This is a genomic window from Palleronia pontilimi, from assembly GCF_016412875.1.
In the GTDB taxonomy this organism is placed as follows: domain Bacteria; phylum Pseudomonadota; class Alphaproteobacteria; order Rhodobacterales; family Rhodobacteraceae; genus Palleronia; species Palleronia pontilimi.
In genome coordinates this window covers 273,083-295,512 of record NZ_JAEKPD010000001.1, presented here as the reverse complement: position 1 = coordinate 295,512, position 22,430 = coordinate 273,083, and the positions used below count along the sequence as shown (strand labels likewise).

Annotated in this window: 18 protein-coding genes; 7 read left to right on the top strand and 11 right to left on the bottom strand. The window is 67.1% G+C overall.

Annotation, left to right across the window (positions count from 1 at the left end; translation table 11 throughout):
- Nucleotides 1–17 precede the first annotated feature (17 nt).
- The 3 genes from chrA to pncB all read right to left on the bottom strand — a co-directional run bounded on the left by chrA (nucleotide 18) and on the right by pncB (nucleotide 3,507).
- Nucleotides 18–1,253: a chromate efflux transporter gene (chrA, locus tag ILP92_RS01470; protein WP_198914586.1), complete on the bottom strand. Its 1,236-nt coding sequence runs from the start codon at nucleotides 1,251–1,253 to the stop codon at nucleotides 18–20.
- Entirely contained in the window at nucleotides 1,250–2,041 is a 792-nt protein-coding gene (locus ILP92_RS01465; protein ID WP_198914585.1) for a chromate resistance protein ChrB domain-containing protein, read from the bottom strand. Before ILP92_RS01465 ends, chrA begins: the two co-directional genes overlap by 4 nt.
- Before the next feature lie 173 nt (nucleotides 2,042–2,214).
- On the bottom strand, nucleotides 2,215–3,507 hold the full coding sequence (gene pncB, locus ILP92_RS01460; RefSeq protein WP_198914584.1) for a nicotinate phosphoribosyltransferase: 1,293 nt from the start codon (nucleotides 3,505–3,507) through the stop codon (nucleotides 2,215–2,217).
- Between the two features lie 132 nt (nucleotides 3,508–3,639).
- Between pncB and ILP92_RS01455 the strand changes: the two genes are divergently transcribed.
- Nucleotides 3,640–4,818, top strand: coding sequence for a GAF domain-containing sensor histidine kinase (locus ILP92_RS01455; protein WP_198914583.1), 1,179 nt, complete (start codon nucleotides 3,640–3,642; stop codon nucleotides 4,816–4,818).
- Here ILP92_RS01455 and arfB read toward each other — a convergent pair.
- From arfB to ILP92_RS01425, 6 genes are all read right to left on the bottom strand, one after another.
- Nucleotides 4,815–5,237 carry an alternative ribosome rescue aminoacyl-tRNA hydrolase ArfB gene (gene arfB, locus ILP92_RS01450; RefSeq protein WP_198914582.1) on the bottom strand — a complete coding sequence of 141 codons (423 nt, stop codon included), beginning with the start codon at nucleotides 5,235–5,237 and terminating at the stop codon, nucleotides 4,815–4,817. The genes ILP92_RS01455 and arfB overlap by 4 nt on opposite strands.
- Nucleotides 5,238–5,497: 260 nt before the next feature.
- Entirely contained in the window at nucleotides 5,498–6,118 is a 621-nt protein-coding gene (locus tag ILP92_RS01445; RefSeq protein WP_198914581.1) for a queuosine precursor transporter, read from the bottom strand.
- Nucleotides 6,119–6,222: 104 nt separating this feature from the next.
- A complete protein-coding gene (locus ILP92_RS01440) occupies nucleotides 6,223–7,092 on the bottom strand; it encodes an esterase-like activity of phytase family protein (RefSeq protein WP_368667819.1) in 870 nt (289 codons plus the stop codon).
- On the bottom strand, nucleotides 7,068–7,982 hold the full coding sequence (mepA, locus tag ILP92_RS01435) for a penicillin-insensitive murein endopeptidase (protein WP_438361537.1): 915 nt from the start codon (nucleotides 7,980–7,982) through the stop codon (nucleotides 7,068–7,070). Before mepA ends, ILP92_RS01440 begins: the two co-directional genes overlap by 25 nt.
- Nucleotides 7,979–9,319 (bottom strand): MFS transporter, encoded by a 1,341-nt coding sequence (locus tag ILP92_RS01430; protein ID WP_198914580.1) that lies wholly within the window; start codon nucleotides 9,317–9,319, stop codon nucleotides 7,979–7,981. Before ILP92_RS01430 ends, mepA begins: the two co-directional genes overlap by 4 nt.
- A gap of 58 nt (nucleotides 9,320–9,377) precedes the next feature.
- A complete protein-coding gene (locus tag ILP92_RS01425) occupies nucleotides 9,378–9,914 on the bottom strand; it encodes an acyl-CoA thioesterase (protein ID WP_198914579.1) in 537 nt (178 codons plus the stop codon).
- 117 nt (nucleotides 9,915–10,031) lie between these two features.
- Here ILP92_RS01425 and ILP92_RS01420 point away from each other — a divergent pair, with 117 nt between their 5' ends.
- From ILP92_RS01420 to ILP92_RS01405, 4 genes are all read left to right on the top strand, one after another.
- Nucleotides 10,032–10,319, top strand: a complete 288-nt coding sequence (locus ILP92_RS01420) for a YggT family protein (RefSeq protein ID WP_198914578.1) — start codon at nucleotides 10,032–10,034, stop codon at nucleotides 10,317–10,319.
- A 146-nt stretch (nucleotides 10,320–10,465) separates the two neighbouring features.
- Nucleotides 10,466–12,508, top strand: coding sequence for a DNA helicase RecQ (gene recQ, locus ILP92_RS01415; RefSeq protein WP_198914577.1), 2,043 nt, complete (start codon nucleotides 10,466–10,468; stop codon nucleotides 12,506–12,508).
- A 105-nt stretch (nucleotides 12,509–12,613) separates the two neighbouring features.
- On the top strand, nucleotides 12,614–13,369 hold the full coding sequence (locus ILP92_RS01410) for a YaaA family protein (RefSeq protein ID WP_198914576.1): 756 nt from the start codon (nucleotides 12,614–12,616) through the stop codon (nucleotides 13,367–13,369).
- A 119-nt stretch (nucleotides 13,370–13,488) separates the two neighbouring features.
- Entirely contained in the window at nucleotides 13,489–13,848 is a 360-nt protein-coding gene (locus tag ILP92_RS01405; RefSeq protein ID WP_198914575.1) for a response regulator, read from the top strand.
- On the opposite strand, the gene ILP92_RS01400 is transcribed toward ILP92_RS01405, so the two are convergent.
- Together ILP92_RS01400 and ILP92_RS01395 are read right to left on the bottom strand one after the other, a co-directional pair.
- Nucleotides 13,815–17,264 carry a chemotaxis protein CheB gene (locus tag ILP92_RS01400; RefSeq protein WP_198914574.1) on the bottom strand — a complete coding sequence of 1,150 codons (3,450 nt, stop codon included), beginning with the start codon at nucleotides 17,262–17,264 and terminating at the stop codon, nucleotides 13,815–13,817. The two genes, ILP92_RS01405 and ILP92_RS01400, sit on opposite strands and share 34 nt — an antisense overlap.
- Nucleotides 17,257–17,802, bottom strand: a complete 546-nt coding sequence (locus ILP92_RS01395) for a PAS domain-containing protein (protein WP_198914573.1) — start codon at nucleotides 17,800–17,802, stop codon at nucleotides 17,257–17,259. Before ILP92_RS01395 ends, ILP92_RS01400 begins: the two co-directional genes overlap by 8 nt.
- Before the next feature lie 130 nt (nucleotides 17,803–17,932).
- Here ILP92_RS01395 and ILP92_RS01390 point away from each other — a divergent pair, with 130 nt between their 5' ends.
- Entirely contained in the window at nucleotides 17,933–19,255 is a 1,323-nt protein-coding gene (locus ILP92_RS01390) for an efflux RND transporter periplasmic adaptor subunit (RefSeq protein ID WP_198914572.1), read from the top strand.
- Nucleotides 19,252–22,407 carry an efflux RND transporter permease subunit gene (locus ILP92_RS01385; RefSeq protein WP_198914571.1) on the top strand — a complete coding sequence of 1,052 codons (3,156 nt, stop codon included), beginning with the start codon at nucleotides 19,252–19,254 and terminating at the stop codon, nucleotides 22,405–22,407. The genes ILP92_RS01390 and ILP92_RS01385 overlap by 4 nt, the downstream gene beginning before the upstream one ends.
- Nucleotides 22,408–22,430: the final 23 nt, after the last annotated feature.

The window sequence follows — 22,430 nt, the reverse complement described above, 5'->3', positions numbered from 1 at the left end:
CCCGGACGCGCGACCGCCTAGATCAGCGACGCGCCAAGCCCCAGCCCGGCCATGGCCAGCAAGGTCCAGCCCAGCCCCACCCGCAGGCCCAGCAACAGCACCGCGCTCACCGCCGCCAGCGCGACGACAACCGGATCCAATGTCGCGGGATCCGGCACCCACAACACCAGCGGCCCGAAGCCCTGTTGCGTGACCGTCCCGAAGAAGACGTGCAGGCCGAACCACAGCGACAGGTTCGCCACCACGCCCACCACCGCCGCCGTCACGCCCGACAGGGCACCCGACAGGCGCGGCTGGGCCGAGATCCAGTCGATGTAGGGGGCGCCCGCGAAGATCCACAAAAAGCAGGGCACGAAGGTCGCCCAAAGCGCCACGCCCGCCCCCGCCGCACCCAGCCATAATCCGCCCTCGCGGAAGGCGGCCAGGAAGCCCACGAACTGCGTCACCAGGATTAGCGGACCCGGCGTCGTCTCGGCCAGGCCCAGCCCGTCCAGCACCTCGCCCGGCGTCATCCAGCCCAGCGCCGTCACCGCGTCCTGCGCGACCCAGGCCAGAACGGCATAGGCCCCGCCGAAGGTGACGACGGCCAGCTTGGCGAAGAACATCCCGATCTCGGCCAGGATGCCGTCCAGCAGGAAGAGCGGCCCGAGCCACAGTGCCAGGCCCAAAGCCAACACCAGGCCGGTCCGCGCAAGATCAAGCCGTGGCGGTGCGGCCTCGACCCGCGTCCCGCCAAGCACGGCGCCGATCGCCGCCGCCGCCAGGACGATCAGCGGGTAGGGCAGCGCCACGAAGAACAGCGCCACGAAGGCCGCGATGGCCAAGGCCCAATGCGCCCGCCGGGCCAGCGCGCGCGCCGCGATCTTCAGCAGCGCCTGGAAGACGATCACCAGGACCGCCGCCTTGATGCCCAGGAAGACCGCGCTGACCAGCGGCACTTCGCCGTAAGTCGCGTAGCCCGCCGCAAGCGCCAGCATGACCAGCGCGCCGGGCAGCACGAACAGCGCCCCGGCCAGCAACCCGCCCCCGATGCCCGCCAACCGCCAGCCCGCGAAGGTGGCCAGCTGCATCGCTTCGGGGCCGGGCAGCAGCATGCAGAACGACAGCGCGTTCAGGAACTGCCGCTCGGTCAGCCAGCCGCGCTCGTCCACCAGCACCTTGTGCATCAGCGCGATCTGCGCCGCGGGACCGCCGAAGGACATCAGGCCGATGCGTGCGAAGGGCGGCAGCAGCGTGGACAGCGGCACGCTCATGGCGCGGGATCGGCATGAGTTTCGTCCCGCGCGTCGCGCGCCCAGAGATAGAGCGCGTCCAGCACCGGCATCGCCGCGCCCAGCTGGTCGTGATCGTCGCGATGCAACCGCGACAGCCCCAGCAGGATCGCCGTAACCCCGGCGGCCTGCGCATCGTCTTGGGGTCGGCCGGTATCGCAGGCGCGCAGGATGTCGGCCAGCTTTCGCAGGGCGGGCGGCGGCGCGATCACAAGGCCCAGCAGCGCGTCGAACGAGCAGAGATCGCCGTGATGACCGAAACGCGCGCCGGGCATGTCGATGGGCTCGGCCCCGAAACGCTCGGCGACCGCGGCGACGTGCGTCGGCGGCACGAACATCACCCGCGCGCCGGGGTCGATGAAGCGATGCAGCAGCCACGCGCAGGCGATGCGGTCGATCTTGGGCCGTGCCCGCGTGACCCAGGTCCGCGTCGGCGGCAGGGCGGTCGTGTCGATCAGGGGCAGCCCCGCGTCGCGCCAGGCGAACTGGCCGCCCTCCAGCACCTCGGCGGCCACGCCCTCGGCGCGTAGGAGGGCCGCGACGCCGTGGCTGATCTTCTGGCCCTTCTGGCAGATCACCACGCATCTGTGGCCCCGCGCCAGCCCAAGATAGGCGGTCGGATCCTGCCAATCGGCGCGGATGGATCCGGGGACCAGGTGCGGATCCGACGCGAAATCATCGGCGATCCGCATGTCCAGAAGGCGCGGCGCATCGGGTCGGCCGATCAGCCGCGCAAGTTGTGTGGGCGTGATTTCACAGGGTTGGGGCATGGGGCATCCAAGGCTGATGTCAGGGGCTGGATGCGGGTGTTGGGCCGGAGCCTCGCGAGGTGTCCGCGCACCCCGTGGACACCTTTATGGGCGGCGCGGGCGCGCGGATCAAGCGGTGGCCGGAATTTTCAAAAATTCCGTTCACGTTTTCTTCCAAGAAAACGGGCGCGGGCTCAGACGACGACCTCCAGCCGCTCCTGCTCGCCCACGCCGAAGACGTTCTTGTAGCGCTCGATCTGCTCGGGCGGGCCCATGGCCTTTTCGGGATTGTCCGACAGCTTCACGGTGGGACGCCCCTCGGCCGCCACGGCCTTGCAGACCAGCGAGAACGGCGCCAGCGCGTCGCCTTCGGTCAGCCCGCGAAAGTCGTTGGTCAGCAGCGTGCCCCAGCCGAAGCTGACGCGCACCCGCCCCGAGAACTGGCGGTGCAGCTGGACGATCTTGTCCACGTCCAGCCCGTCCGAGAAGATGATCAGCTTTTTCGACGGATCCTCGCCGCGGCGGCGCCACCAGTCGATGGCGATCTCGGCGCCCTTGGCCGGATCGCCGCTGTCGATGCGGATCCCGGTCCATCCCGCCAGCCAGTCCGGTGCCCGCTCCAGGAAACCTTCGGTGCCATAGGTATCGGGCAGGATGATGCGCAGGTTGCCGTCGTGTTCTTGCTGCCAGTCAGCCAGCACGTCGTAGGGCGCGTGCGCCAGGGTCGCGTCATCGTCGGCCAGCGCGGCATAGACCATGGGCATCTCGTGGGCGTTGGTGCCGATCGCCTCCATGTCGCGGCTCTTGGCGATCAGGCAATTCGACGTGCCGGTGAACGCGTCGCCCAACCCTTCCTGCATGGCCTGCACGCACCAGTCCTGCCACAGGAACGAATGCCGCCGCCGGGTGCCGAAATCCGCGATCCGCAACCCGTCGAGCGCGCGCAGCGTCTTCACCTTTTCCCACAGTTTCGTCATCGCCCGGGCATAGAGCACCTGCAGCTCGAACCGGCCCATATCGTCCAGCACGGCGCGGCCGCGCAGCTCCATCAGGATGGCGAGCGCGGGGATTTCCCACAGCATGACCTCGGGCCACGCGCCTTCGAATGTCAGCTCGTACTGGTCGCCCTTTCGCTCCAGGTGGTAGGGCGGCAGGCGCAGCGCCTCGAACCAGTCCATGAATTCGGGCGTGAACATCTGCCGCTTGCCGTAGAACGTGTTGCCGCGCATCCAGGTGGATTCCCCCCGCGCCAGCGACAGCGAGCGCACGTGGTCCAGCTGTTCGCGCAACTCGCCCTCGTCGATCAGCTTGGCCAGCGGCACCGACGTGGTGCGGTTGATCAGCGAAAACGTCACCTGCGTCTGCGGATGGCTGCGGAACACCGACTGGCACATGAGCAGCTTGTAGAAATCGGTGTCGATCAGCGAGCGCACGATCGGGTCGATCTTCCACTTGTGGTTCCAGACGCGGGTAGCGATATCGACCATGAACAGACCTTTCGGTGGGGCGCGACCTGCATAAACGCACGGGCGGCGGCGCGGGGCAAGGCACCGTCCTTTCCCTTGGGTCGGACCCGTGCTAGGCGGCGCGCGGCGTCCACCGACCGGAGGCTCTGTGCCATGAACGATCAATCGGCTTTTCCCACGGATGTGTTCCGCATCCAGTCCATCGAGCAGATCCCGCTGATCCTGGAGCTTTGCGCCCGGTTTTCCGGGATGCGTCTGGTGGCCGTGGCGCGGGTGACGGACAGCGACTGGATCAGCTGCGCCGCGCTGGACCACATGGCCTTCGGGCTGGACGCGGGCGACGCGCTCGCGCTCGAGACGACGCTGTGCCAGGTGGTGCGCCAGACCCGCACGGCGCTGGTGATCGACGACGTGGCACAAAGCGACGCATTCGCGGATCATCCTTCGCCCGCGCTTTACAAGTTTCGCAGCTATATCGGGGTGCCGATCCTGCAGGGCGACGGATCGGTGTTCGGAACGCTGGTGGCCATCGACGGCGAGCCGCGCGATCTGACGGGCAGCAAGACGGTCGAGATGTTCGAGCTTTTCGCCGACCTGATCGGCAAGGCGCTGGACGAACGCGCGCGGCTGGTCAGCGAGCAGACCACCGCCACCTTGCGCGAAGAGTTCATCGGCGTGGTCGGTCACGACCTGCGCAATCCGATCAGCGCGGTGTCGGCAGGCTTGCGGATCATCGAGCGGACCGGCGCCGCGTCGCCCGACCTGCTGGTCGAGATGCGGCGCGCGATGGACCGGTGCTTGACGATGATCGATAACCTGCTGGATCTCACCCGCGGGCGGCTGGGCGACGGCATCGAGACCCGGATCGCCCCGGTCGACCTGGCGGAGGTCATAGGCAATGTCGTGGCCGAGACCCGCCTGGTGGACACGGTTAAGATCGACGTGCAGTGCGATCTGCCCGACGCGGTGGGTTGCGACGCGCAGCGGATGGGGCAGCTGGTGTCGAACATCCTGGCCAATGCCGTGGATCACCATGAACCTGGCACGCCGATCACGCTTGAGGCCGATGTACAGGACGGCGTGCTGCGCGTGGCGATCACCAACCGGGGCCAGACGATCCCCGCCGAAGCCCAGGCGCGGCTGTTCCTGCCGTTCCGGCGTGGTCATTCGGCGTCGCGCAACGGGTTGGGGCTGGGGCTCTATATCGCGTCACAGGTCGCGCAGGCGCATGGCGGGCGGATCGACGTCGTGTCCGACAACGGCATCACGACATTCAGCCTGACGATGCCTGCCGACCTGCAGACATCAGCGTTCGCATCTTCCGACGCCTAGTCCGGATCGACCGATCCGCGCAGGCTCTTGATCTCGGACCGGGCCCGCTTGGCGGCCACGCGCTTGCGCTTCTGGTTGGCGGACACGCGCGTTGGGATGCGGCGCTTGGGCTTGCGGGTCGCCTCGCGCACCAGGTCGACCAACCGGTCGCGGGCGATCTCGCGGTTGCGGGCCTGGTGGCGCGTTTCGCCCACCTGGATCAGCAAGGCGCCTTCCTTGGTCCAGCGGCGACCGGCCAGCCGCTTCAGCCGCGCCTTCACCGGCTCGGGCAGGTTGGGCGAACGCGCGGCTTCGAACCGCAGCTCGACCGCGGTGGCGACCTTGTTGACGTTCTGCCCGCCGGGGCCGCTGGACTGGGTGAACTGCTCGGTCAGTTCCCAATCCTCGATCGTGATCTTGTCGGTGATGCGCAGGCTCATGGGGCATGAGCATAGCCGCGCTTCGGCAAACGAAAAGGGCCGCTGATATCGGATCAGCGGCCCTTCGAATGTTTTGGAGATGGGCCCGGTTAGAGCGGACGCCCAATCATGGTGTGTTGCCTTCGGGTTTGCCCTTAGGCGACGGCCCCCATGACTGTTCCGACCTCTTTCTCCACTATCATTCTAGACACTGGACCACCTCCTTTCGTTGATTTCCGATACTGGGACGTTGGCACATATTTTGCGTTTGTCAAAACTTTTTACGCAACCTGTGGGTCTTTTGCTTTCACGATTGCGCGGAACGGCACCAGTGCGATCACGGCCAGCGCCAGTTTCACGCCCCAGTCGGCGACGGCAAGGCTGACCCACAGCGGCACGGCGGGCCCGACGCCCAGCAGCGGCAGGATCTCGCCCGCCCAAGAGACGTCGTTGGAGGGCTCGATGAAGGCGAGCGTGGCCGAGAAAGCGATCGTGAAGAATAGCGCGGTGTCGACGGCCGAGCCGACGATGGACGAGGCCAGCGGCGCGCGCCACCAGCGGCCCGCCCGCAACCGGTCGAAGATGGCGACGTCCAGCAATTGCGCGGTCAGGAAGGCCAGGCCCGATCCGATGGCGATGCGCCATGTGACGAGCGGGCCGAACTCGCCCATGATCTGGGTGCCGACCAGCGAACAGGCGATGCCGGTGACGAAACCCGCGATGACGACCTTGCGGGCCTCCGACGGACCGTACAGGCGGTTCATCAGGTCGGTGACGAGAAATGCGAGCGGGTAGGTGAACGCGCCCCAGGTCAGCCATTGGCCGAACAGGAACTGCACCAGGATATTCGACGCCACCACGATGGCGGCCATGGCAGCGATGCCGGGAAGAAGACGGGTCATGCGTTGTTTTTCCGTTTTGGCAAGGTGGTCGGAGACTTGTCGTGAAGTGCGCCGCTTAGACCCGTGATGCGATCTTGGCAAGGGCAACGAGAAACGATCCCGGCTCAGCCCGGCACGCGGTATTCGACGATCTCGGTGCGTTGTAGCCAGTTGAAGTTGTCGTCCGAGATCATGGTCAGGCGCAGCTTGCCGTCCGCGTCGCGCCAGACCGCGATGCCTTCCAGGTTGTCGTGCTCACGCAGGCGGGTCTCCAGCAGATCCTCGTCCGCGATCACGTCGGACCCGTTCAACGTGATACGGCGCACGCGAGTGGCAAAGCCGATGGTGCGGAACTTGCGTTCCAGAAGGTAGAGCCGCCCGCGATCGTCGAAATCCGCGCCGACGATGGCATAGCCGCGCGCGGGCAGCGTGAAGGCGCGCGCCCACGCCATGCCGTCGTAGCGCCAGACGGGGAAGGTCTTGGCGTCGGGCGCGCGCTCCGGCAGGGTATAAAGCGCGCCGGTGGCGTCCACGGCCAGCGCCTCGAGCGCGCCGTTCTCGGGCAGACCGGCGAAGTCGGGATGTCGGGGCAGCGGCGCCGGGGGGCGGTCGGCAGCCGGGTAGAACCAGACGCGGGCCCTGCCTTCGAACGAGATGTGCATCCCGCCGCCGCGCGCCAGCGCCAGCCCTTCGCTGTCGCCGAAGGTGCGTCGCATGCGGCGGCCTTCGGAATTGGTCAGAACGGTGGGCGGGTCCGCGTCGATGCCGACGATGCGCCCGTCCGCGCGCTCGAAGCGCCCCTGCACGATCCGTGCGCGGTCCGACAGGGCAGTGAAGCGCGTCCCGTCATCCGAGACCTCGATCCCCGAAAAGCCGCCGTGATCGGCACGGTCGCTCTGCCACGCGAAGGCGCCAAGAAATTCGGCCGCCCCCGTGGGAGCGGCCGTCAGCGCCATCATCGCGGCGAGGATCAGCGCGCCAGGACGGCCTGGCACGCTTGCGGCAGATCGGAGACGCGCAGTTCGCGACGGGGCTGGGCCGGGGCTTCGTCCGGGTCGCGCGGCCTGACGGGGGGCGGGTTCAGGATGTTGTTGACCCATTGCTGGGCGTCGGCGCAGCCATCGCCCGCCGGGATCGCCGCCTGGTTTTCGCACCCCTGGGCGCCGCGCGGGCAGGTCAGGCGCACATGCATGTGATAATGGTGACCGTACCAGGGCCGCACCTTGCGCAGCCAGGACCGGTCGCCGGTGGCGTCATTGCACATCTGCACCTTGGCGCCGGGGAAGATGAAGATCCGCGCCACCCGCGGGTCCGACGCGGCGGCTTTCACCAGTTCGTGCTGGAAGCGGCTCCAGTTGCCGTTGGTATAGGCGCCTTTCGCCCGCTGCATCGACACGGCCGAAATCTCCTCGCGCTGGGGACGCGATAGGCCCAGCGACGCGGGCATCAGCCAGATATCCGCGTCGAGCCCGCTCTGGTGCGACCGGTGGCCGGTCAGCATCGGCCCGCCGCGGGGCTGGCTCATGTCACCCACGTAGATCCCGTTCGATCCCGGCAGCGCCGCCGCCTGGCGCGACAGGTCCTGCACGAAATCGACGGTGACGGGATGCGCCCAGTTGCGGTTGCGGGACAGGCGCATGGCCTGCCAGGTCGGTCCGGTTTCGGCCAGTTGCTCGCCCCCGGCAAGGCAGCCCTTGGAGTAGCTGCCATAGGGCGCGGCGGGCAGTGGGGCCGCCAGGTTCTTGGCGCCGAACAGCGTCTTGGCCATGGCGCTTTGGTTGACCTGGACGCCTTCCATCGAAGGGGCGGGAATGGATTGGTCCGAAGCACCGCCGCAAGCGGTCAGGGCAAGGGCCAGGGTGGCCACGAGAAAGGGAAGTTTCATGCTGCTCGATCTCCGTCGGGTTTCACCCAGAGTAGCAGAAACAACCCCAGGCCGAAAAGCACGATCAGGGGCGAGATGCCCAATTGTTGCGAGCCGGTCATGGTCGTGGCTATTCCGATGGCAAGTGGCGCGATAAACGACGTGGCCTTGCCCGACAATGCGTAAAGCCCGAAGGCTTCGGTCATCCGTTCGGGGTTGCCCTGGTGGACCATCATGGTGCGCGACGCGGCCTGCAACGCGCCGCCCGCCGCCCCGATCAGCGCGCCGATGACCAGGAAGGCGGTGTCGGGCAGGGTCGCGCCCACCCCCTGCGGCATGCCCAGCACGCTTTCGCGCGAGATGAACATCGACGCCAGCACGGTCAGCACCAGCGTCAGGACGCAGGTCACGATCACGGGCATGGGTCCGAAACGCTGGTCCGCGCGCCCGCCGATCCAGGCGAAGACCGCGCCGGTGATGACGGCGATGATGCCGAAGGTGCCGGTCTGCACGACGCTCCAGTCCAGCACGCCCGCCGCGAAGATCGCGCCCAGCGCGTAGGTGCCGTTCAGCCCGTCGCGGTAGAACATGGATGCCGCGAGGAAGCTGAACTGCGATGGCGTCTCGGGCAGGCGGCGCAGCGTGCGTCCCAGTCCCTTCAGCGCAGCGCCGATGTCCGAAACCCCGGCGCCCGCGGTCGGTCGCGGGTCGCGGACCCAGGCGAAGAAAGGCACCATGAAGACGGCGAACCAGATGGCCGTGAGCGGCCCGACGAAGCGGGTGCCTTCGCGCGTGTCGGGATCGAGCCCGAAGATCGGCGGGATGCCTAGCATGGTTGTGCCCGTGTCGGGATCTTCGCCGAAAAACAGCAGCATGATGACCAGCGCGATCAGTCCGCCCACGTAGCCGAAGGCCCAGCCGCTGCCCGAGACGCGGCCAAGCTCGGCGCGCGGGGCCAGGTCGGGCAGCATCGAGTTGGTGAAGATGGTCGCGAACTCCATCCCGATCAGGCCGATCCCGAAGCCGGTCATGATCAACACCAGGTTGAAATTCTCGGGCGATGCGAACCACAGCGACGCCGAGCCGAAGACATAGAGGCCCGAGAACAGCCAGATCCAGCGCATCCGGCTGCCCGAATGGTCCGCCACGGCACCCAGGATCGGCGCGAGCAATGCGATCACGATGCCCGCGGCGGCGATGCCGAAGCCCCAGACGGCCTGCGCCTGCGTGCCGTCGCCCAGGATCGACTTGATGTAGGGCCCGAAGATGAAGGTGATGAGCAAGGTGTTGTAGGGCTGGCTGGCCCAGTCGAAGAAGAACCATCCCCAGATGCGCTTCTTCGCGGCTGTGTCTGACATCGTTGCGCGTATCCCCTGCCCGGTTGCGCCGCATCAAACAGGCAAACGGGCGGGCGCGCTAGGGGGTGGTTTGCATGGGCGGCCAGGGGCGCTTCGCCTCGGCCTCGGTCCAGTGGCGGATCCACTCGGGGATGTGCGGGCGATCGGTGATACCGAGCGCTTCGGCGGCGCGCGCCATGGGAACCAGCCCGTTCTTGTCGGTCACCGCGTTGCGGAACAGACCGTGCGACGTGCAGGTGCCCTTCACCCACATGGATTGCTCAAGATAGACGAAGCGGTCGTCCCAGCCCGCGATGCGCGACTTCATGTCGATCGCATCGAACATCCGCACCCGCTTGCGGTAGCGCACCGAGCTGCCCGCCACGGTGCCCACCCATTTCTGCGCGCGCATGACCTCGACCAGGCCGGTGCGCTGGAACAAGATCAGCCGACCCAGGTCATAAAGCGTGAGCGTCCGGCCGTTGTTCAGTTCAAGCCACAGGTCGATATCGTGCGGCCAGCAGACGTGGCGACTTTCGTGGATGTCGAACAGGCCAAGCCGGGGGGCGTTGCGGAACTTGGCGAATTCCTTGGCCATGCGAAGGACGGGATACATGCGGACGCTCCTGAATGGGTCGCGTGGCAGGTGGCCCGGCCGGGACGCGCGGTCAAGCCTTGCCGCCGCGTCGCGGGGCGCATAGATCGGGGCGAGACCCGAGCAGGAAGGCCCGCCATGACATCGCTTTTCCAGATCCTGATGCTGATCCTCGACGTGGTGTGGTTCATCATGATCGCCCATATCGTCATGTCGTGGTTGATCAATTTCCAGGTGCTGAACCTGCGTCAGCCGCTGGTCGCGCAGCTCTGGGACGGGCTGAACCGCCTTCTCGAGCCGCTTTACGGGCCGATCCGGCGGTTGCTGCCGGCCATGGGGGGGCTGGATCTTGCGCCGCTTGTCGCGCTGATCGGCGTCTACGCCCTGCGCATCGTCCTGATCAACAACGCGTCCGCCTTCTACTGAGCCGCAGCGCCCCCTGGCGGCGTTGCACCGGGATATTTGGAAGAACAAAGATGGGACGGTGCGGCGCGCCGGGTCAGTCTTGTCCACCGAGTTCCGATGTGGGAGTCTGCGCGCCGAACGAGCGGTAATCGAAAAGAGCACAGGCCATGGAGCAAGCGCGCGCGCTGTTGGCGCAGGTCTTCGGGTTCACCGACTTCCGGCCGGGACAGGAAGAAATCGTCGGCGCCGTCGCGGGGGGCGAGGACGTGCTGGCCATCCTGCCCACCGGCGGGGGCAAGTCGCTGTGCTACCAGTTGCCCGCGCTGATGGGGCCCGGCGTGACGCTGGTGATCTCGCCCCTGATCGCGCTGATGCGCGACCAGGTGCGGGCGCTGCAGGCCGTGGGCGTGGCGGCGGGCGCGCTGACGTCCGGCAATCTCGAGGATGAGACCAACGCCGTCTGGGACGGCTTGCGCGACGGGTCGCTGAAACTGCTCTACATGGCGCCCGAGCGCCTGGCGTCGGGCGGAATGGACCGCGCGCTGCGCGAGGCGGGGATCGCCCGGATCGCCGTGGACGAGGCGCATTGCGTGTCCCAGTGGGGCCACGATTTCCGACCCGATTACCTGCGCATCGGCGAGCTGCGCCGCGCGCTGGACGTGCCGCTGGCCGCCTTCACCGCCACGGCGGACCTCGAGACGCGCGAAGAGATCGTGGCGCGGCTGTTCGGGGGGGCCGAGCCGCGGCAATTCCTGGGCGGGTTCGACCGGCCGAACATCCACCTGGCCTTCGGTGCCAAGGACCAGCCGCGCCGCCAGATCCTGGACTTCGCAGAGGCGCGCAAGGGACAGTCGGGCATCGTCTATTGCGGCACCCGCGCCAAGACCGAAGGGCTGGCCCAGGCGCTGGGGCAGGCGGGCCATTCGGCCTGCGCCTATCACGGCGGCATGGAGGCCGACGCCCGCCGCGAGGTCGAGACGCGCTTCACCCGCGAGGACGGCCTGATCGTCTGCGCCACGGTGGCCTTCGGGATGGGCGTCGACAAGCCCGATATCCGCTGGGTCGCCCATGCCGATCTGCCCAAGAGCATCGAGGGTTACTACCAGGAAATCGGCCGCGCGGGCCGCGACGGGGCGCCCGCCGAGACGCTGACGCTTTACGGTCCCGACGACATCCGGCTCAGGCGCACCCAGATCGACGAAGGCCTAGCCCCGTCCGAGCGCAAGGATGCCGATCACGGGCGGCTGAACGCGCTACTGGGCCTGGCCGAGGCGCTGGGTTGCCGTCGCGTGCAGCTTCTGGGCTACTTTGGCGAAGAGGCCGCGCCGTGCGGCAATTGCGACCTGTGCGACCGCCCACCCGAAACCTTCGACGGGACCGAATCCGTGCGCATGGCGCTGTCGGCGATCCTGCGCACGGACGAGCGTTTCGGCACCGGCCACCTGATCGACATCCTGACCGGAAGCGTGACCGACAAGGTGCGCCAGCACGGCCACGACAGCCTGCCGACCTTCGGGGTGGGGCGAGCGCAGGACAAGCGGACGTGGCAGGCGATCTTCCGGCAGATGATGGGCGCCGACCTGGTGCGCCCGGATGCCGAGCGCTACGGCGCGCTGCGGATGACCCACGCGGCGCGGCCGATCCTGCGGGGCGAGGCGTCGATCGACCTGCGCCGCGACGCGCTGCGGCGGCGCGAACGGCCCGCCGCGAAGACGCTGGTGGCCGAAGAAGACGCGCCGCTGCTGTCGGCGCTGAAGGCGCAGCGACGTGCCCTGGCCGAGGCGCAGTCGGTGCCCGCCTATGTCGTGTTCAACGACCGCACCCTGATCGAGATGGCCGAGACCCGGCCCGCATCGCTGGACGACATGATGCGGATCTCGGGCATCGGGGCGGTGAAGCTCGAAAAATACGGGGCCGCGTTCCTGAAGGTCATCACGGGCGACGCGGCCCAAGACATGCACCCCGCCCGGCGCAAGCTGGCCGGGCGCGCGGCGGCCGACGTCTTCGACCAGCTGCACGACGCCCAGTCACGTCTTGCGCGCGGCAGCGACGGGACCGGCAAGCCGATGAGCTGCACCTCGTCCACCCTGCGCTGGATCGCCGAGCGGCGGCCCGCGACGCTGGACGACCTGGCGCGCGCACCGGGCATCAGCGCGCAGAAGATCGACCGGTTCGGCGACGCGTTCCTGGATGTCCTGAACAGCGACTGAAAGTCCGGGCGACATTTCGCCCCCGGTCGCGGGGGTTGAGTTCCGGGCGGGCGCGGGGGATAGCGTGGCGCGATATTGCGCCAGCTTGCCCACGGACCTTGACCCATGTTGATCCTGCTTTCCCCCGCCAAGAACCTGAACGAAGCACGCGCGGCCGGGCGCGCCCGCACGGCACCGCGGTTCCTGGACGAGGCGGAAGAGCTCGTGTCGGTGGCGCGCGGCTGGTCTGCCGGTGACATCGAAGAGATCATGAAAGTGTCCTCGGCGATTGCCGATCTGAACGTGGAGCGCTTCGCGACTTGGGACCGCGACGCCGATCTGGCGGCGGGCGAGATGTTTGATGGCGACGTCTATCGGCACCTTGAATTGGCGACCCTGGACGACGCCGGACGATCCGACGCGCATCGCAGGCTGCGCATCCTGTCGGGCCTTTACGGCCTGTTGCGGCCCGCCGACGCGACGCATCCCTACCGTCTTGAGATGGGGCGCAAGCTGAAGGGGCACGAGGCCGGGACGCTCTATCGCTTCTGGGCCGACAAGATCGCGCGCCAGATCGCAAGCGACGCGCGCGACGCGGGCACCGACACGATCCTGAATCTGGCATCGGCGGAATACGCCAAGGCGGTGGACCGGGACGCGCTGGACGGGCTGAAACTGGTCGAGCCGCGGTTCGAGGAAGACCGCGGCGGCAAGCGCAAGGTGATCGCCGTGATGGCCAAGCGCGCCCGCGGCGCCATGGCGCGCTGGGTGCTGGAGCAGGGCATCGACGACGCGGAAGATCTGCGCGGTTTCTCGGTCGGAGGTTACGGCTTCGACCCGGATGCATCGACCGCCGGACAGCCGGTCTTCGTGCGGAGTTGACGTAAGGTCGCGTGATCCTTTTGCCACTGTTTGACTTGTCGCAAAGTTGCGCTGAACCACTTTCCGCTAATCAGCGTTACAGGGCTGACGAGTGGGGCGGGGCGACAAGATGACAGGCAATGATGACTGAACGCGTGCTGATTCTGGATGACGAGGCCCTGATCGCCTACGATCTGGCGGACACTGTGCAAAGCTCGGGCCGTGAAGTGGTGGGCCCTGCGATTTCGTTGAAGGAAGCGCGACAGCTGTTCGAAGAACGGCATCCCGACGTGGCGCTGCTCGATATCAACATCCGGGGCGAGACGATCTGGCAACTGGCCGGTGAGATGCGCGCGGCCGGATGCCGACTGATCTTTTGCAGCGCGAACAACGCGCCGAGCGACCGGAACGACGCGTTCGCGGATTGCACGTTCATTCCCAAGCCTTCGGCGCCCGAGCGCATCCTTCAGGCGCTGGAAGGTCTGCCCACGTCGGCCTGAGGCTCGGAGACCGGGAAGGTCAGCGTCCGCTTGTAGCCGCCTTCCGTGGCGATCGCGTCCACTTCCGCGCTGAGCTGACGGGCCGTGGCTTCGATCAGAAGCGTGCCGAAGCCTGCCTTGCCACCAGGGACTTCGATGCCACCGGTTTCGGACCATCTGAGTGCCACGCGGTCGCCGTCCACGCTCCAGCCCACGTCAAGCGTGCCGCCATCCACCGCCAGCGCCCCGTATTTCAGGGAATTCGTCGTCCATTCGTGCAGGATCAACGCCAGCGGCGTCAGGCGATCCCGCGCCACCTCGACCTCGGGGCCGTCGATGTTCAGCGCGTGGTCCTGCAGCGCAGGGGCCAGCGCCGCTTCGATCACGTCGCGCAGCGCGAATTCGTCCACGATGTCGAAGCCGGACGACAGCGAATGGGACCGGTCCAGCGCCTGGATACGACCCCTGAGCGTCGCGGCCAGCTGATCGATGTCGTCCACATCCCGCGCCGAGACGCTGACCAGCGCCGAGACGACGGCGAACAGGTTCTTCACCCGGTGGTGCATTTCGCGGATCAGCAACTCGCGCTGGGCCAGCAATTCGCGTTCGCTGGACACGTCGTAGGTCACGCCGATGAACTTGCGCTTGTCCCCGACGGCCACGCGGCGACCCAGCCCGTGCAGCCAGCGTACGCCGCCCGACCGCAGCGGGAGTTTGAACGTCTCGTCGAAGTCGTTCTGGCCGTCCATGGCGCGCCGCAGCGCGCTGTTGATGCGGGTCCGGTCTTCGTCCGACAGCCTGCTCAGGATCGGGTCCATCTGGTCGCCGGGATCGCCCGCGGGAATGTCCAGCAGGTAGCGTTCGGTCACGTCAAGCGTGGTCTTGTCGCTGGACGGCTCGTATTCCCAGATGCCGATGCCCGCGACTTCCAGCGCCAGGCTCAGCCGCTCCTGCTCTTCCTTCAGATCCTGCTCGAGCTGAAGCGCGTTGGTGACGTCGGTGAATATCAGCGTGGCGCCATCGACCGATCCGTCGAAACGGCGATAGGGAATGATGCGGGCGATAAAGCTGCGCGCGCCGGTATGGGCGCGATACTCGGCCGCGTGTCCGTTTCGCGCGGCGTCGGACACGTGGTGCAGGAAATCGTCTTCCCGCAGGCTGGTCTTCAGCGCGCCAAGCGGCTTGCCGATCGACGACTTGTCGAGCTCGAACAGCTGTTCGGCCGCCTCGGTGTAGCTGCGCAGTCTCAGATTGGTGTCGACGACGATAATCATCAGTTCGGTCGAGTCGAAGAAGTTCTTCAGGTCCGAATTGGCCACCGTCAGCTCGTCGAGCTTGCTCTTCAGTTCGTCGTTGACGGTCGTCAGCTCCTCGTTGGTCGACTGAAGCTCTTCGTTCATCGACATCATTTCTTCGTTCGAGCTTTTCAGCTCTTCGTTCGTGGTCTCGAGCTCCTCGACCGTCGAGCTCAGGCGATGGCGCGCCGTCTGAAGCTCGTCTTCCAGGAATTTCAGCTGGCCTTCCTGCTGGTCGAATTCGGTCAGGTCGTCCCCGTCGAACGGTTCCAGCGCGCCGGTTTCGCGGATCACCAGAAGCGTGGCGAACGGCTCGATCGGCTCGCCCACGACCGAGCAGGTGAGCTTGCCGAACTCGGTCAACACCTCGACATCGCGGATGATGCTGCGCCGCTCGGTCTTGCGCACCTCGCGCAGAAGCGCGCCGACGATCTCGCGCAAGCCGGGCTTGGCAAGGGTGGGCACATGCACGTTGCGCTCGAGCCGTTCGGGGAAATCCAGGAAGCGTCCGACCCTGCCCCACCGCTGCAGCAGGTTGCCCTGCTCGTCGACCAGCAGGGACACCGGCGCGTAGTGATTGGCCATGCGCTTCAGCGCGGCGATCTCGATCGGGTTCTCGCGCGGTTGCGTGGACGCTTGATCGGGCTCGGCGCGGCGATAGGGCGTGTCGCGGACGTTGCCCTTGGGCAATTGCAGCGAATACCGGCTCAGCACGTTGCGGCGCTGGAAAATCCGCGCGCTCTGGTCGATGGGGTCGAACAGGTCTTCGAACCGGCCGATCGCCTCGGATGATCCCAGGAACAGGCAGGCGCCGGTGCGCAGCGAGAAGTGGAACAGCGGCATGACCTGCTTCTGGATCGTCTCGTCCAGGTAGATCAGCAGGTTGCGGCACGAGATCAGGTCGATCTTCGAGAACGGCGGATCCCGGATCAGCGAATGCAGGCTGAAGCGCACCATGTCGCGCACCTGCGGCGTCAGCGAAAAGGAGTCCTGGTTCGAGATCGTGTAGCGATCGCGGAACGACGCGGGGATGTCGGACAAAGCCGCCAGCGGATAGGTGCAGGCGCGGCCCAGTGACAGCATCTTTTCGTCGATATCGGTGGCGAAGATCTGGACGTAGGGGCGCACGTCGTATTTCTGCATGGCCTCGCTGAAATACATCGCGAAGGTGTAGGCCTCTTCGCCGCTGGAGCATCCCGCCACCCAGAGACGGATTTCTTCGCCATCCTCGGCATTCGCCACAAGCGGCTCGATCACCTTTTCGTTGAGCTTTGCGAAATGCTCGGGATCGCGGAAGAAGCGCGTGACGTTGATCAGCAGATCGCGGAACAGCAGCTGGCATTCCTTGGCGTTCGAGCGGGTGAAGGCCAGGTAATCCTGGCCCTCCTCGATGCCCAGAACCTGCATCCGCCGGGCGATCCGCCGCACCAGCGTGGCCCGCTTGTAGTTGGAAAAATCGTGGCCGATCGTCTCGCGCAACCGCTCGCACAGCGCTTCGATATAGTCGGCGTTCTCGATGACGTCCGGGTCGGCGGCCTGTGCCGCGTTGGTGGGATCGAAAAAGCGCATCAGGTGGTCGATGATCGCGTTCGGCATCGACACCACGTCCACCAGGCCAGTCTTGATGGCCGAGGTCGGCATCCCGTCATATCGCGCCGTCTTCGGATCCTGGACCAGGCACAGCCCGCCCTGCTCCATGATGGCGCGCATCCCGCGGCTGCCATCGGCGCCGGTGCCCGACAGGATGACGCAAGCCGATTGCGCGCCCTTGTCGTGCGCCAGGCTTTCCAGGAAATCGTCGATGGGCCGCCGCATGCCGCGCGGATCGGTGAATTCGGTCAGCTGCAGCACGCCGTCCTCGATCGCCAGCCCGTGGCCGGGCGGGATCACGTAGACGTGGTTCGGCTCGAGCGTCTCGCCCCCGGCGGCCTGCGACACGGCCATGGTGGTATAGCGCTCGATCAGCTGGGCCATCAGCGATTCGTGGGTCGGGTCCAGGTGCTGGACCACGACGAACGCCATGTCGGCGCCGTCCTCGTGGGCCGAGAACATCTCGCGCAGGGCCTCGAGCCCGCCCGCCGACGCGCCAATGCCCACCACAGGCAGCTCGCGCGGTGCGCCAGCGGGTGCGGAATCATCCATCCAGTTTTGCCTGCACGATCGTTTCGAAACTCGACGCCAGAGTCGAAGTGGATCCCAGCATCGACCAGCCATGGGCGTCGGTCAAGCTGCTGATTTCCCTCAGATCGGCGGCCAGGGCCCGGTCATAGGCGTTCGCGCTGCGCGCCGTGATCGACGTGATGTCGAATTGCGAGCCCAGGAAAAGCTGTGCGCCGGTGCCCGTCCTGAGCTTCGAAATATAGACCAGGTTCAGAAACGGCGTGCCGTCCCGCCGCTGGTTCGGGATCACGAAGCGATCGTGACGGGCCTCGCCGTCTTCGAGGAACGCGCGAACGCGGGCGACCACCGGTCCTGCGCCCTCGGGGGGTTGAAGAAACCGGCAGTTGCGCCCGACCGCGTCATCGAACGCGTAGCCGGTCATCCGCGAGAACGCATCGTTCAGGTAGATCAGCGGCGTGTCCGGCAGGGACGGATCGGAAATGACCACGGGCACCTTGCCGACGGCGATCGCCGTCTTCACGCGGTCCGGAAGGACATGGGGTCGTTGTTCGAGACTCATGACGTCAAAATGCCGCCGATTTCGGGGGCTTTCCAGTCGTGGCGTGGCGTAACAAGACTTTTTGACTACGGCCCGGGGCGGCTTACCTAGGCTGCAACGCCTTTTTCCCTTTTTTGCAGTGGATTGTGCCGTGCACCACCGTCGCCTTTTGTCGTTTCCGATCTGCCTGGTCCTGGCCGCAACGCCGATCGCAGCCCAGCAAGAGGGCGCGCAGCCCAGCGGTCCGACCATCGAGCTGCCCGTCTTTGGGGACGTGCCGGTGCCGGACTTCCTGGCCAACCTTCTTGGGATTGAAGCCGAAGCCAGTGGCGGCGGACAGGGCGGCGGTGGCCAGAGCGCACCGCCAGCCGTCACCTTTGCGACGGCCGAGCGGCGCGCCGTGGCCGAAAGCTACAGCTTTCTGGGTCGGGTCGAGCCGATCGAGCGGGTGTCGGTGCAGACCCGCGTGCCGGGCTTCATCGACGCGGTTGCCTTCTCAGGCGGCGAGACGGTCGAATCGGGCGATCTGCTGTTCCAGATCGAGCAGGCCCAGTACGAAGCCGAACTTCAGGCCGCGCAGGCCAGGGCCGAAAGCGCCCGCGCCCAGGCGGCCAATGCCGAGCGCAGCCTGGCCCGCGCCCAGGAACTGCGCGACAGCGGGACGGTGAGCGCCGCCAACCTGGACGATGCCGCCGCGGCCTTCGAGGCGGCGCAGGGCGACGTGCTGCAAGCGGAATCGGCCGTGCGGCAGGCGCAGCTGAACCTGGATTACACGACCATCAAGGCACCGATCTCGGGCAAGATGTCCCAGCCCTTCAGCACCCGCGGCAATTTCGTCAGCACAGCCACCGGCCCGATCGCCGATCTGACCCAGCTCGACCCGATCTGGGGGGTCTTCGCGTTGGGCGAAAATCGCCTGATCCAGTGGCAGCGGCTCGGCATCGGCGGGACGGACGTGGCTCCGGTCGAGGAGCAGGACGCCGACAGATCGGCGGCCGCGGATGGCCTGTCGATCAGCGGCTACGATCTGAAACTGCTTCTGCCCGACGGCTCGACCTATGCCGAGGCGGGCGAGCTGTCCTTCGTGGGCAACTCCATCGACCCGTCCACCGGGACGGTCCAGGTGCGCGTGGCGTTCCCGAACCCCGACGGGCTGCTTCTGCCCAACCAGAACGTGACGCTAACGGTCGTCGAATCCGATCCGCCCGAATACCCGGTGATCCCGCAGGCCGCGGTTCAGCTGGGCCGCGACGGGCGCGCCGTGTGGATCGTGAAGGACGACGACACGGTCAGCCGCGTTCCGATCGAGGTCCAGTCCATCGACAGCCCCGGCGATGTCGCGGTCACGCGCGGGCTCGAGGGCGGCGAGCGCGTGATCGTGCGCGGCACCATGTCCCTGCAGGACGGCGCGACGGTCGATCCGCGCATGGCGGGCGATGGCGGGGCGGGTGCGTCCGGGGCACCGGGCCAATGATCTCGAAACTGTTCATCGAGCGGCCGCGCCTGTCGGCCGTGATTTCGCTGGTGCTGGTGATCGCGGGCACGATTTCGATCTTCGCGCTTCCGGTCACGCAATATCCCAACATCTCGCCGCCGACCGTGCAGGTCGCGGCCGCCTATCCCGGCGCGGACAGCACCGTGCTGGCCGAAACCGTGGGCGCCCCGCTGGAGCGCGCGATCAACGGCGTGGACGGGATGCTGTATATGTCGTCCTCGTCGTCGAACCAGGGCACCTATTCGCTGTCGATCACCTTCGAGATCGGCACCGACCCGGATATCGCGCAGGTCAATGTCAGCAATCGGGTGCAGCTGGCCACATCGCAGCTGCCCACCTCGGCCGTGGACCAGGGCGTGACCGTCACCACCCAGTCGCCGAGCTTCCTGGCCGCCATCGCCTTCGCGGTGGGCGAGGACACGGATCTCAGCCTGATCGAAGCCGCCAGCTATGTCTCGACCAATGTCACCACCGCGCTGCAGCGGATCAACGGCGTCGGCAATGCGACCGTGCTTGGCCCGTCGAACTACGCGCTGCGGATCTGGACGGATCCGGGCAAGCTGAGCGCGCTGGGCCTCGGCCCGGACGACATCGCCGCCGCCGTGCGCGGGCAGAACCTGGCCGCCGCCTTGGGGCAGGTGGGCGGTGCGCCGTCGGTCGACGGGCAGGCGCTGGTCTATACGGTCACGTCGCAGGGACGCCTGTCCGAGGTCGCGCAGTTCGAAGATATTGTCATCCGCGCGGGCGAGAATGGCGGCGTCGTGCGGCTGCGCGACGTGGCCCGGGTCGAGCTGGGATCAGAGGATTATTCCAGCACCTCCTTCCTCGGCGACCGGCCCAGCCTGACGGTGCAGGTCAACCAGGCGCCGGGTGCAAACGGCCTGAACACCATGGAGCAGATCCGTGCCGAGCTGGCCGATCTGGAGCGCTCGTTCCCCGACGGCCTGAGCTACGACATCGTCTATGACACGACCGATTTCGTCCGCGTGACGATCGAAGAGATCATCAAGACCTTGCTGATCACCGCGGCGATCATCGTCGTGGTCGTGTTCATGTTCCTGCAGGGCGTGCGCTCGACCATCATCCCGCTGATCGCGATCCCCGTGTCGATCATCGGCACCTTCGCCTTCCTGCTGGCGATCGGCTTCTCGATCAACGTGATCACGCTTCTGGCGATGATCCTGGCCATCGGACTGGTGGTGGACGACGCGATCCTCGTGGTCGAGAACGCGCGACGGGTCATGGAAGACGAGGGGCTGGAGGGCCGCGAGGCCGTCATCCAGGCGATGGGCGAGATCACGGGGCCGATCATCTCGACCACGCTCGTGTTGCTGGCGGTGTTCGTGCCGACGACGCTTTTGCCGGGGCTGTCCGGCCAGCTTTACCGGCAGTTCGGACTGACCCTGTCCATTGCCGTGGTGCTGTCGTCGGTGGTCGCGCTGACGCTGACCCCAGCGCTGTGCGGGTGGCTGTTGCAGCCGCAGGGCAAGTCGGGCGGATTCTTCCGCCTGTTCAACTGGGGACTGGAAAAGGCGCGCAACGGCTATGCGCGCGTGGTCAAGTTCTTCGTCACCAAGGGCATCGTGACGCTCGCGGCCCTGGGTGGGGCCATCGCAGTGGCGGTCTGGTCCTACACGTCGCTTTCGGGCGAGCTGGTGCCGTCGGAAGACCAGGGCGCGATCCTGGTGGACGTGTCGCTGCCCGATGGCGCGTCGCTGGAACGCACGACCGAGGCGATGCGCGAAATCGGCGACATCATTCAGAACACCGACGGGGTGGACGCGGTGATCCAGGTGGCGGGTTTCAGCTTTCTGGGCGGCTCGCGCTCGTCTGTGGGCATCGCCATCGCGACGCTGACGCCCTGGGGCGAGCGGCGCGACCTGTTCGCGATCCTCGGCCAGTTGAACGCGCAGTTCCAGACCATTCCCGGCGTGCAGATCGCCGCCTTCCCGCCGCCCGCCATCCCCGGCACCGGCAGCGTCGGCGGGATCAGCTTCGAGGTGCTGGCGACCCAGGGCCAGCCCGCCGAAGAGGTCGCGCAGGTGGCACGGTCCTTCGTGCAGGCGGCCAACCAGCGTCCCGAGATCGGTGGCGTGCGCTCGTCCTTCTCGGCGGGCGTGCCGCGGATCTTCGTCGATGTGGACGCCGACCGCGCGTCCCAGCTGGGTCTGAGCGTGGCGGATGTCTACAACACGCTGGGTCAGACGCTGGGCGCGGGGTTCGTCAACCAGTTCGTGTACCAGGGCCGGGTGTACCAGGTGCGGATCCAGGCCGACGCGCCGTTCCGCTCCCAGCCCGAGGATATCACGGGGCTCTACGTCCAGAACGCATCGGGTCGACAAGTCGCGCTGGGGGATCTGGTCGAGCTGCGGACCGAGTTCGGACCCTATATCCTGCCGCGCTACAACCTGTTCACCACCGCCTCGATCAGCGGCAATCCGGCGCCGGGCGCGTCCACCGGCGATGCGCTGGCCGCGCTCGAAGAAGTGGCGCAGGAGACGCTGCCCGACGGCTACACCTACGCGTTTTCGGGCGCGTCCTACCAGCAGCAGCAGGCTGGCAACTCGACGATCTATGCCTTCGCCTTCGCCTTCGTTTTCGCCTATCTGTTCCTGGTCGCGCAGTTCGAAAGCTGGCTGCAACCGCTGGCGGTGATGCTGTCGGTTCTGGTCGCGATGGCGGGTGCGGCGACGACCCTGTTGGCGCTGGGTTATTCCGCCAATCTCTATGCGCAGATCGGCATGGTGATGCTGGTGGGGCTGGCCGCGAAGAACGCGATCCTGATCGTCGAGTTTTCCTCGGCGCGCCACCGCGAGGGGATGCCGATCACCGAGGCCGCGGTAATGGGGGCGCGGCAGCGCTACCGCGCGGTGATGATGACCGCGCTGGCCTTTGTCTTCGGGATGATCCCGCTGGTCATCGCCACCGGCGCAGGCGCGTCCGCGCGCAACGCCATCGGCACCGCGGCGCTGGGCGGCATGGCGGCGGCGACCTTCCTTGGCATCCTGATCGTTCCCGCGCTCTACGCCCTGTTGGAACGCGCCGGCGAAGGCGCGCGCGGCGTGTTCTGGGGCCGGGAGGACTACAGCGAAGAAGAGATGAAGAACGTGCCCGACAGCGCGCGGATGTAGGGGGTCGCCGGTGAATTCGGGGA

What these genes read in the sequence shown, in the direction of transcription:
- chrA (WP_198914586.1), bottom strand. Translation starts at nt 1,253, where the DNA reads ATGAGCGTGCCGCTGTCCACGCTGCTGCCGCCCTTCGCACGCATCGGC.
- ILP92_RS01410 (WP_198914576.1), top strand. Translation starts at nt 12,614, where the DNA reads ATGTTGATCCTGCTTTCCCCCGCCAAGAACCTGAACGAAGCACGCGCG.
- pncB (WP_198914584.1), bottom strand. Translation starts at nt 3,507, where the DNA reads ATGGTCGATATCGCTACCCGCGTCTGGAACCACAAGTGGAAGATCGAC.
- arfB (WP_198914582.1), bottom strand. Translation starts at nt 5,237, where the DNA reads ATGAGCCTGCGCATCACCGACAAGATCACGATCGAGGATTGGGAACTG.
- ILP92_RS01395 (WP_198914573.1), bottom strand. Translation starts at nt 17,802, where the DNA reads ATGAGTCTCGAACAACGACCCCATGTCCTTCCGGACCGCGTGAAGACG.
- ILP92_RS01420 (WP_198914578.1), top strand. Translation starts at nt 10,032, where the DNA reads ATGACATCGCTTTTCCAGATCCTGATGCTGATCCTCGACGTGGTGTGG.
- ILP92_RS01465 (WP_198914585.1), bottom strand. Translation starts at nt 2,041, where the DNA reads ATGCCCCAACCCTGTGAAATCACGCCCACACAACTTGCGCGGCTGATC.
- recQ (WP_198914577.1), top strand. Translation starts at nt 10,466, where the DNA reads ATGGAGCAAGCGCGCGCGCTGTTGGCGCAGGTCTTCGGGTTCACCGAC.
- mepA (WP_438361537.1), bottom strand. Translation starts at nt 7,982, where the DNA reads ATGAAACTTCCCTTTCTCGTGGCCACCCTGGCCCTTGCCCTGACCGCT.
- ILP92_RS01455 (WP_198914583.1), top strand. Translation starts at nt 3,640, where the DNA reads ATGAACGATCAATCGGCTTTTCCCACGGATGTGTTCCGCATCCAGTCC.
- ILP92_RS01405 (WP_198914575.1), top strand. Translation starts at nt 13,489, where the DNA reads ATGATGACTGAACGCGTGCTGATTCTGGATGACGAGGCCCTGATCGCC.
- ILP92_RS01385 (WP_198914571.1), top strand. Translation starts at nt 19,252, where the DNA reads ATGATCTCGAAACTGTTCATCGAGCGGCCGCGCCTGTCGGCCGTGATT.
- ILP92_RS01445 (WP_198914581.1), bottom strand. Translation starts at nt 6,118, where the DNA reads ATGACCCGTCTTCTTCCCGGCATCGCTGCCATGGCCGCCATCGTGGTG.
- ILP92_RS01400 (WP_198914574.1), bottom strand. Translation starts at nt 17,264, where the DNA reads ATGGATGATTCCGCACCCGCTGGCGCACCGCGCGAGCTGCCTGTGGTG.
- ILP92_RS01430 (WP_198914580.1), bottom strand. Translation starts at nt 9,319, where the DNA reads ATGTCAGACACAGCCGCGAAGAAGCGCATCTGGGGATGGTTCTTCTTC.
- ILP92_RS01425 (WP_198914579.1), bottom strand. Translation starts at nt 9,914, where the DNA reads ATGTATCCCGTCCTTCGCATGGCCAAGGAATTCGCCAAGTTCCGCAAC.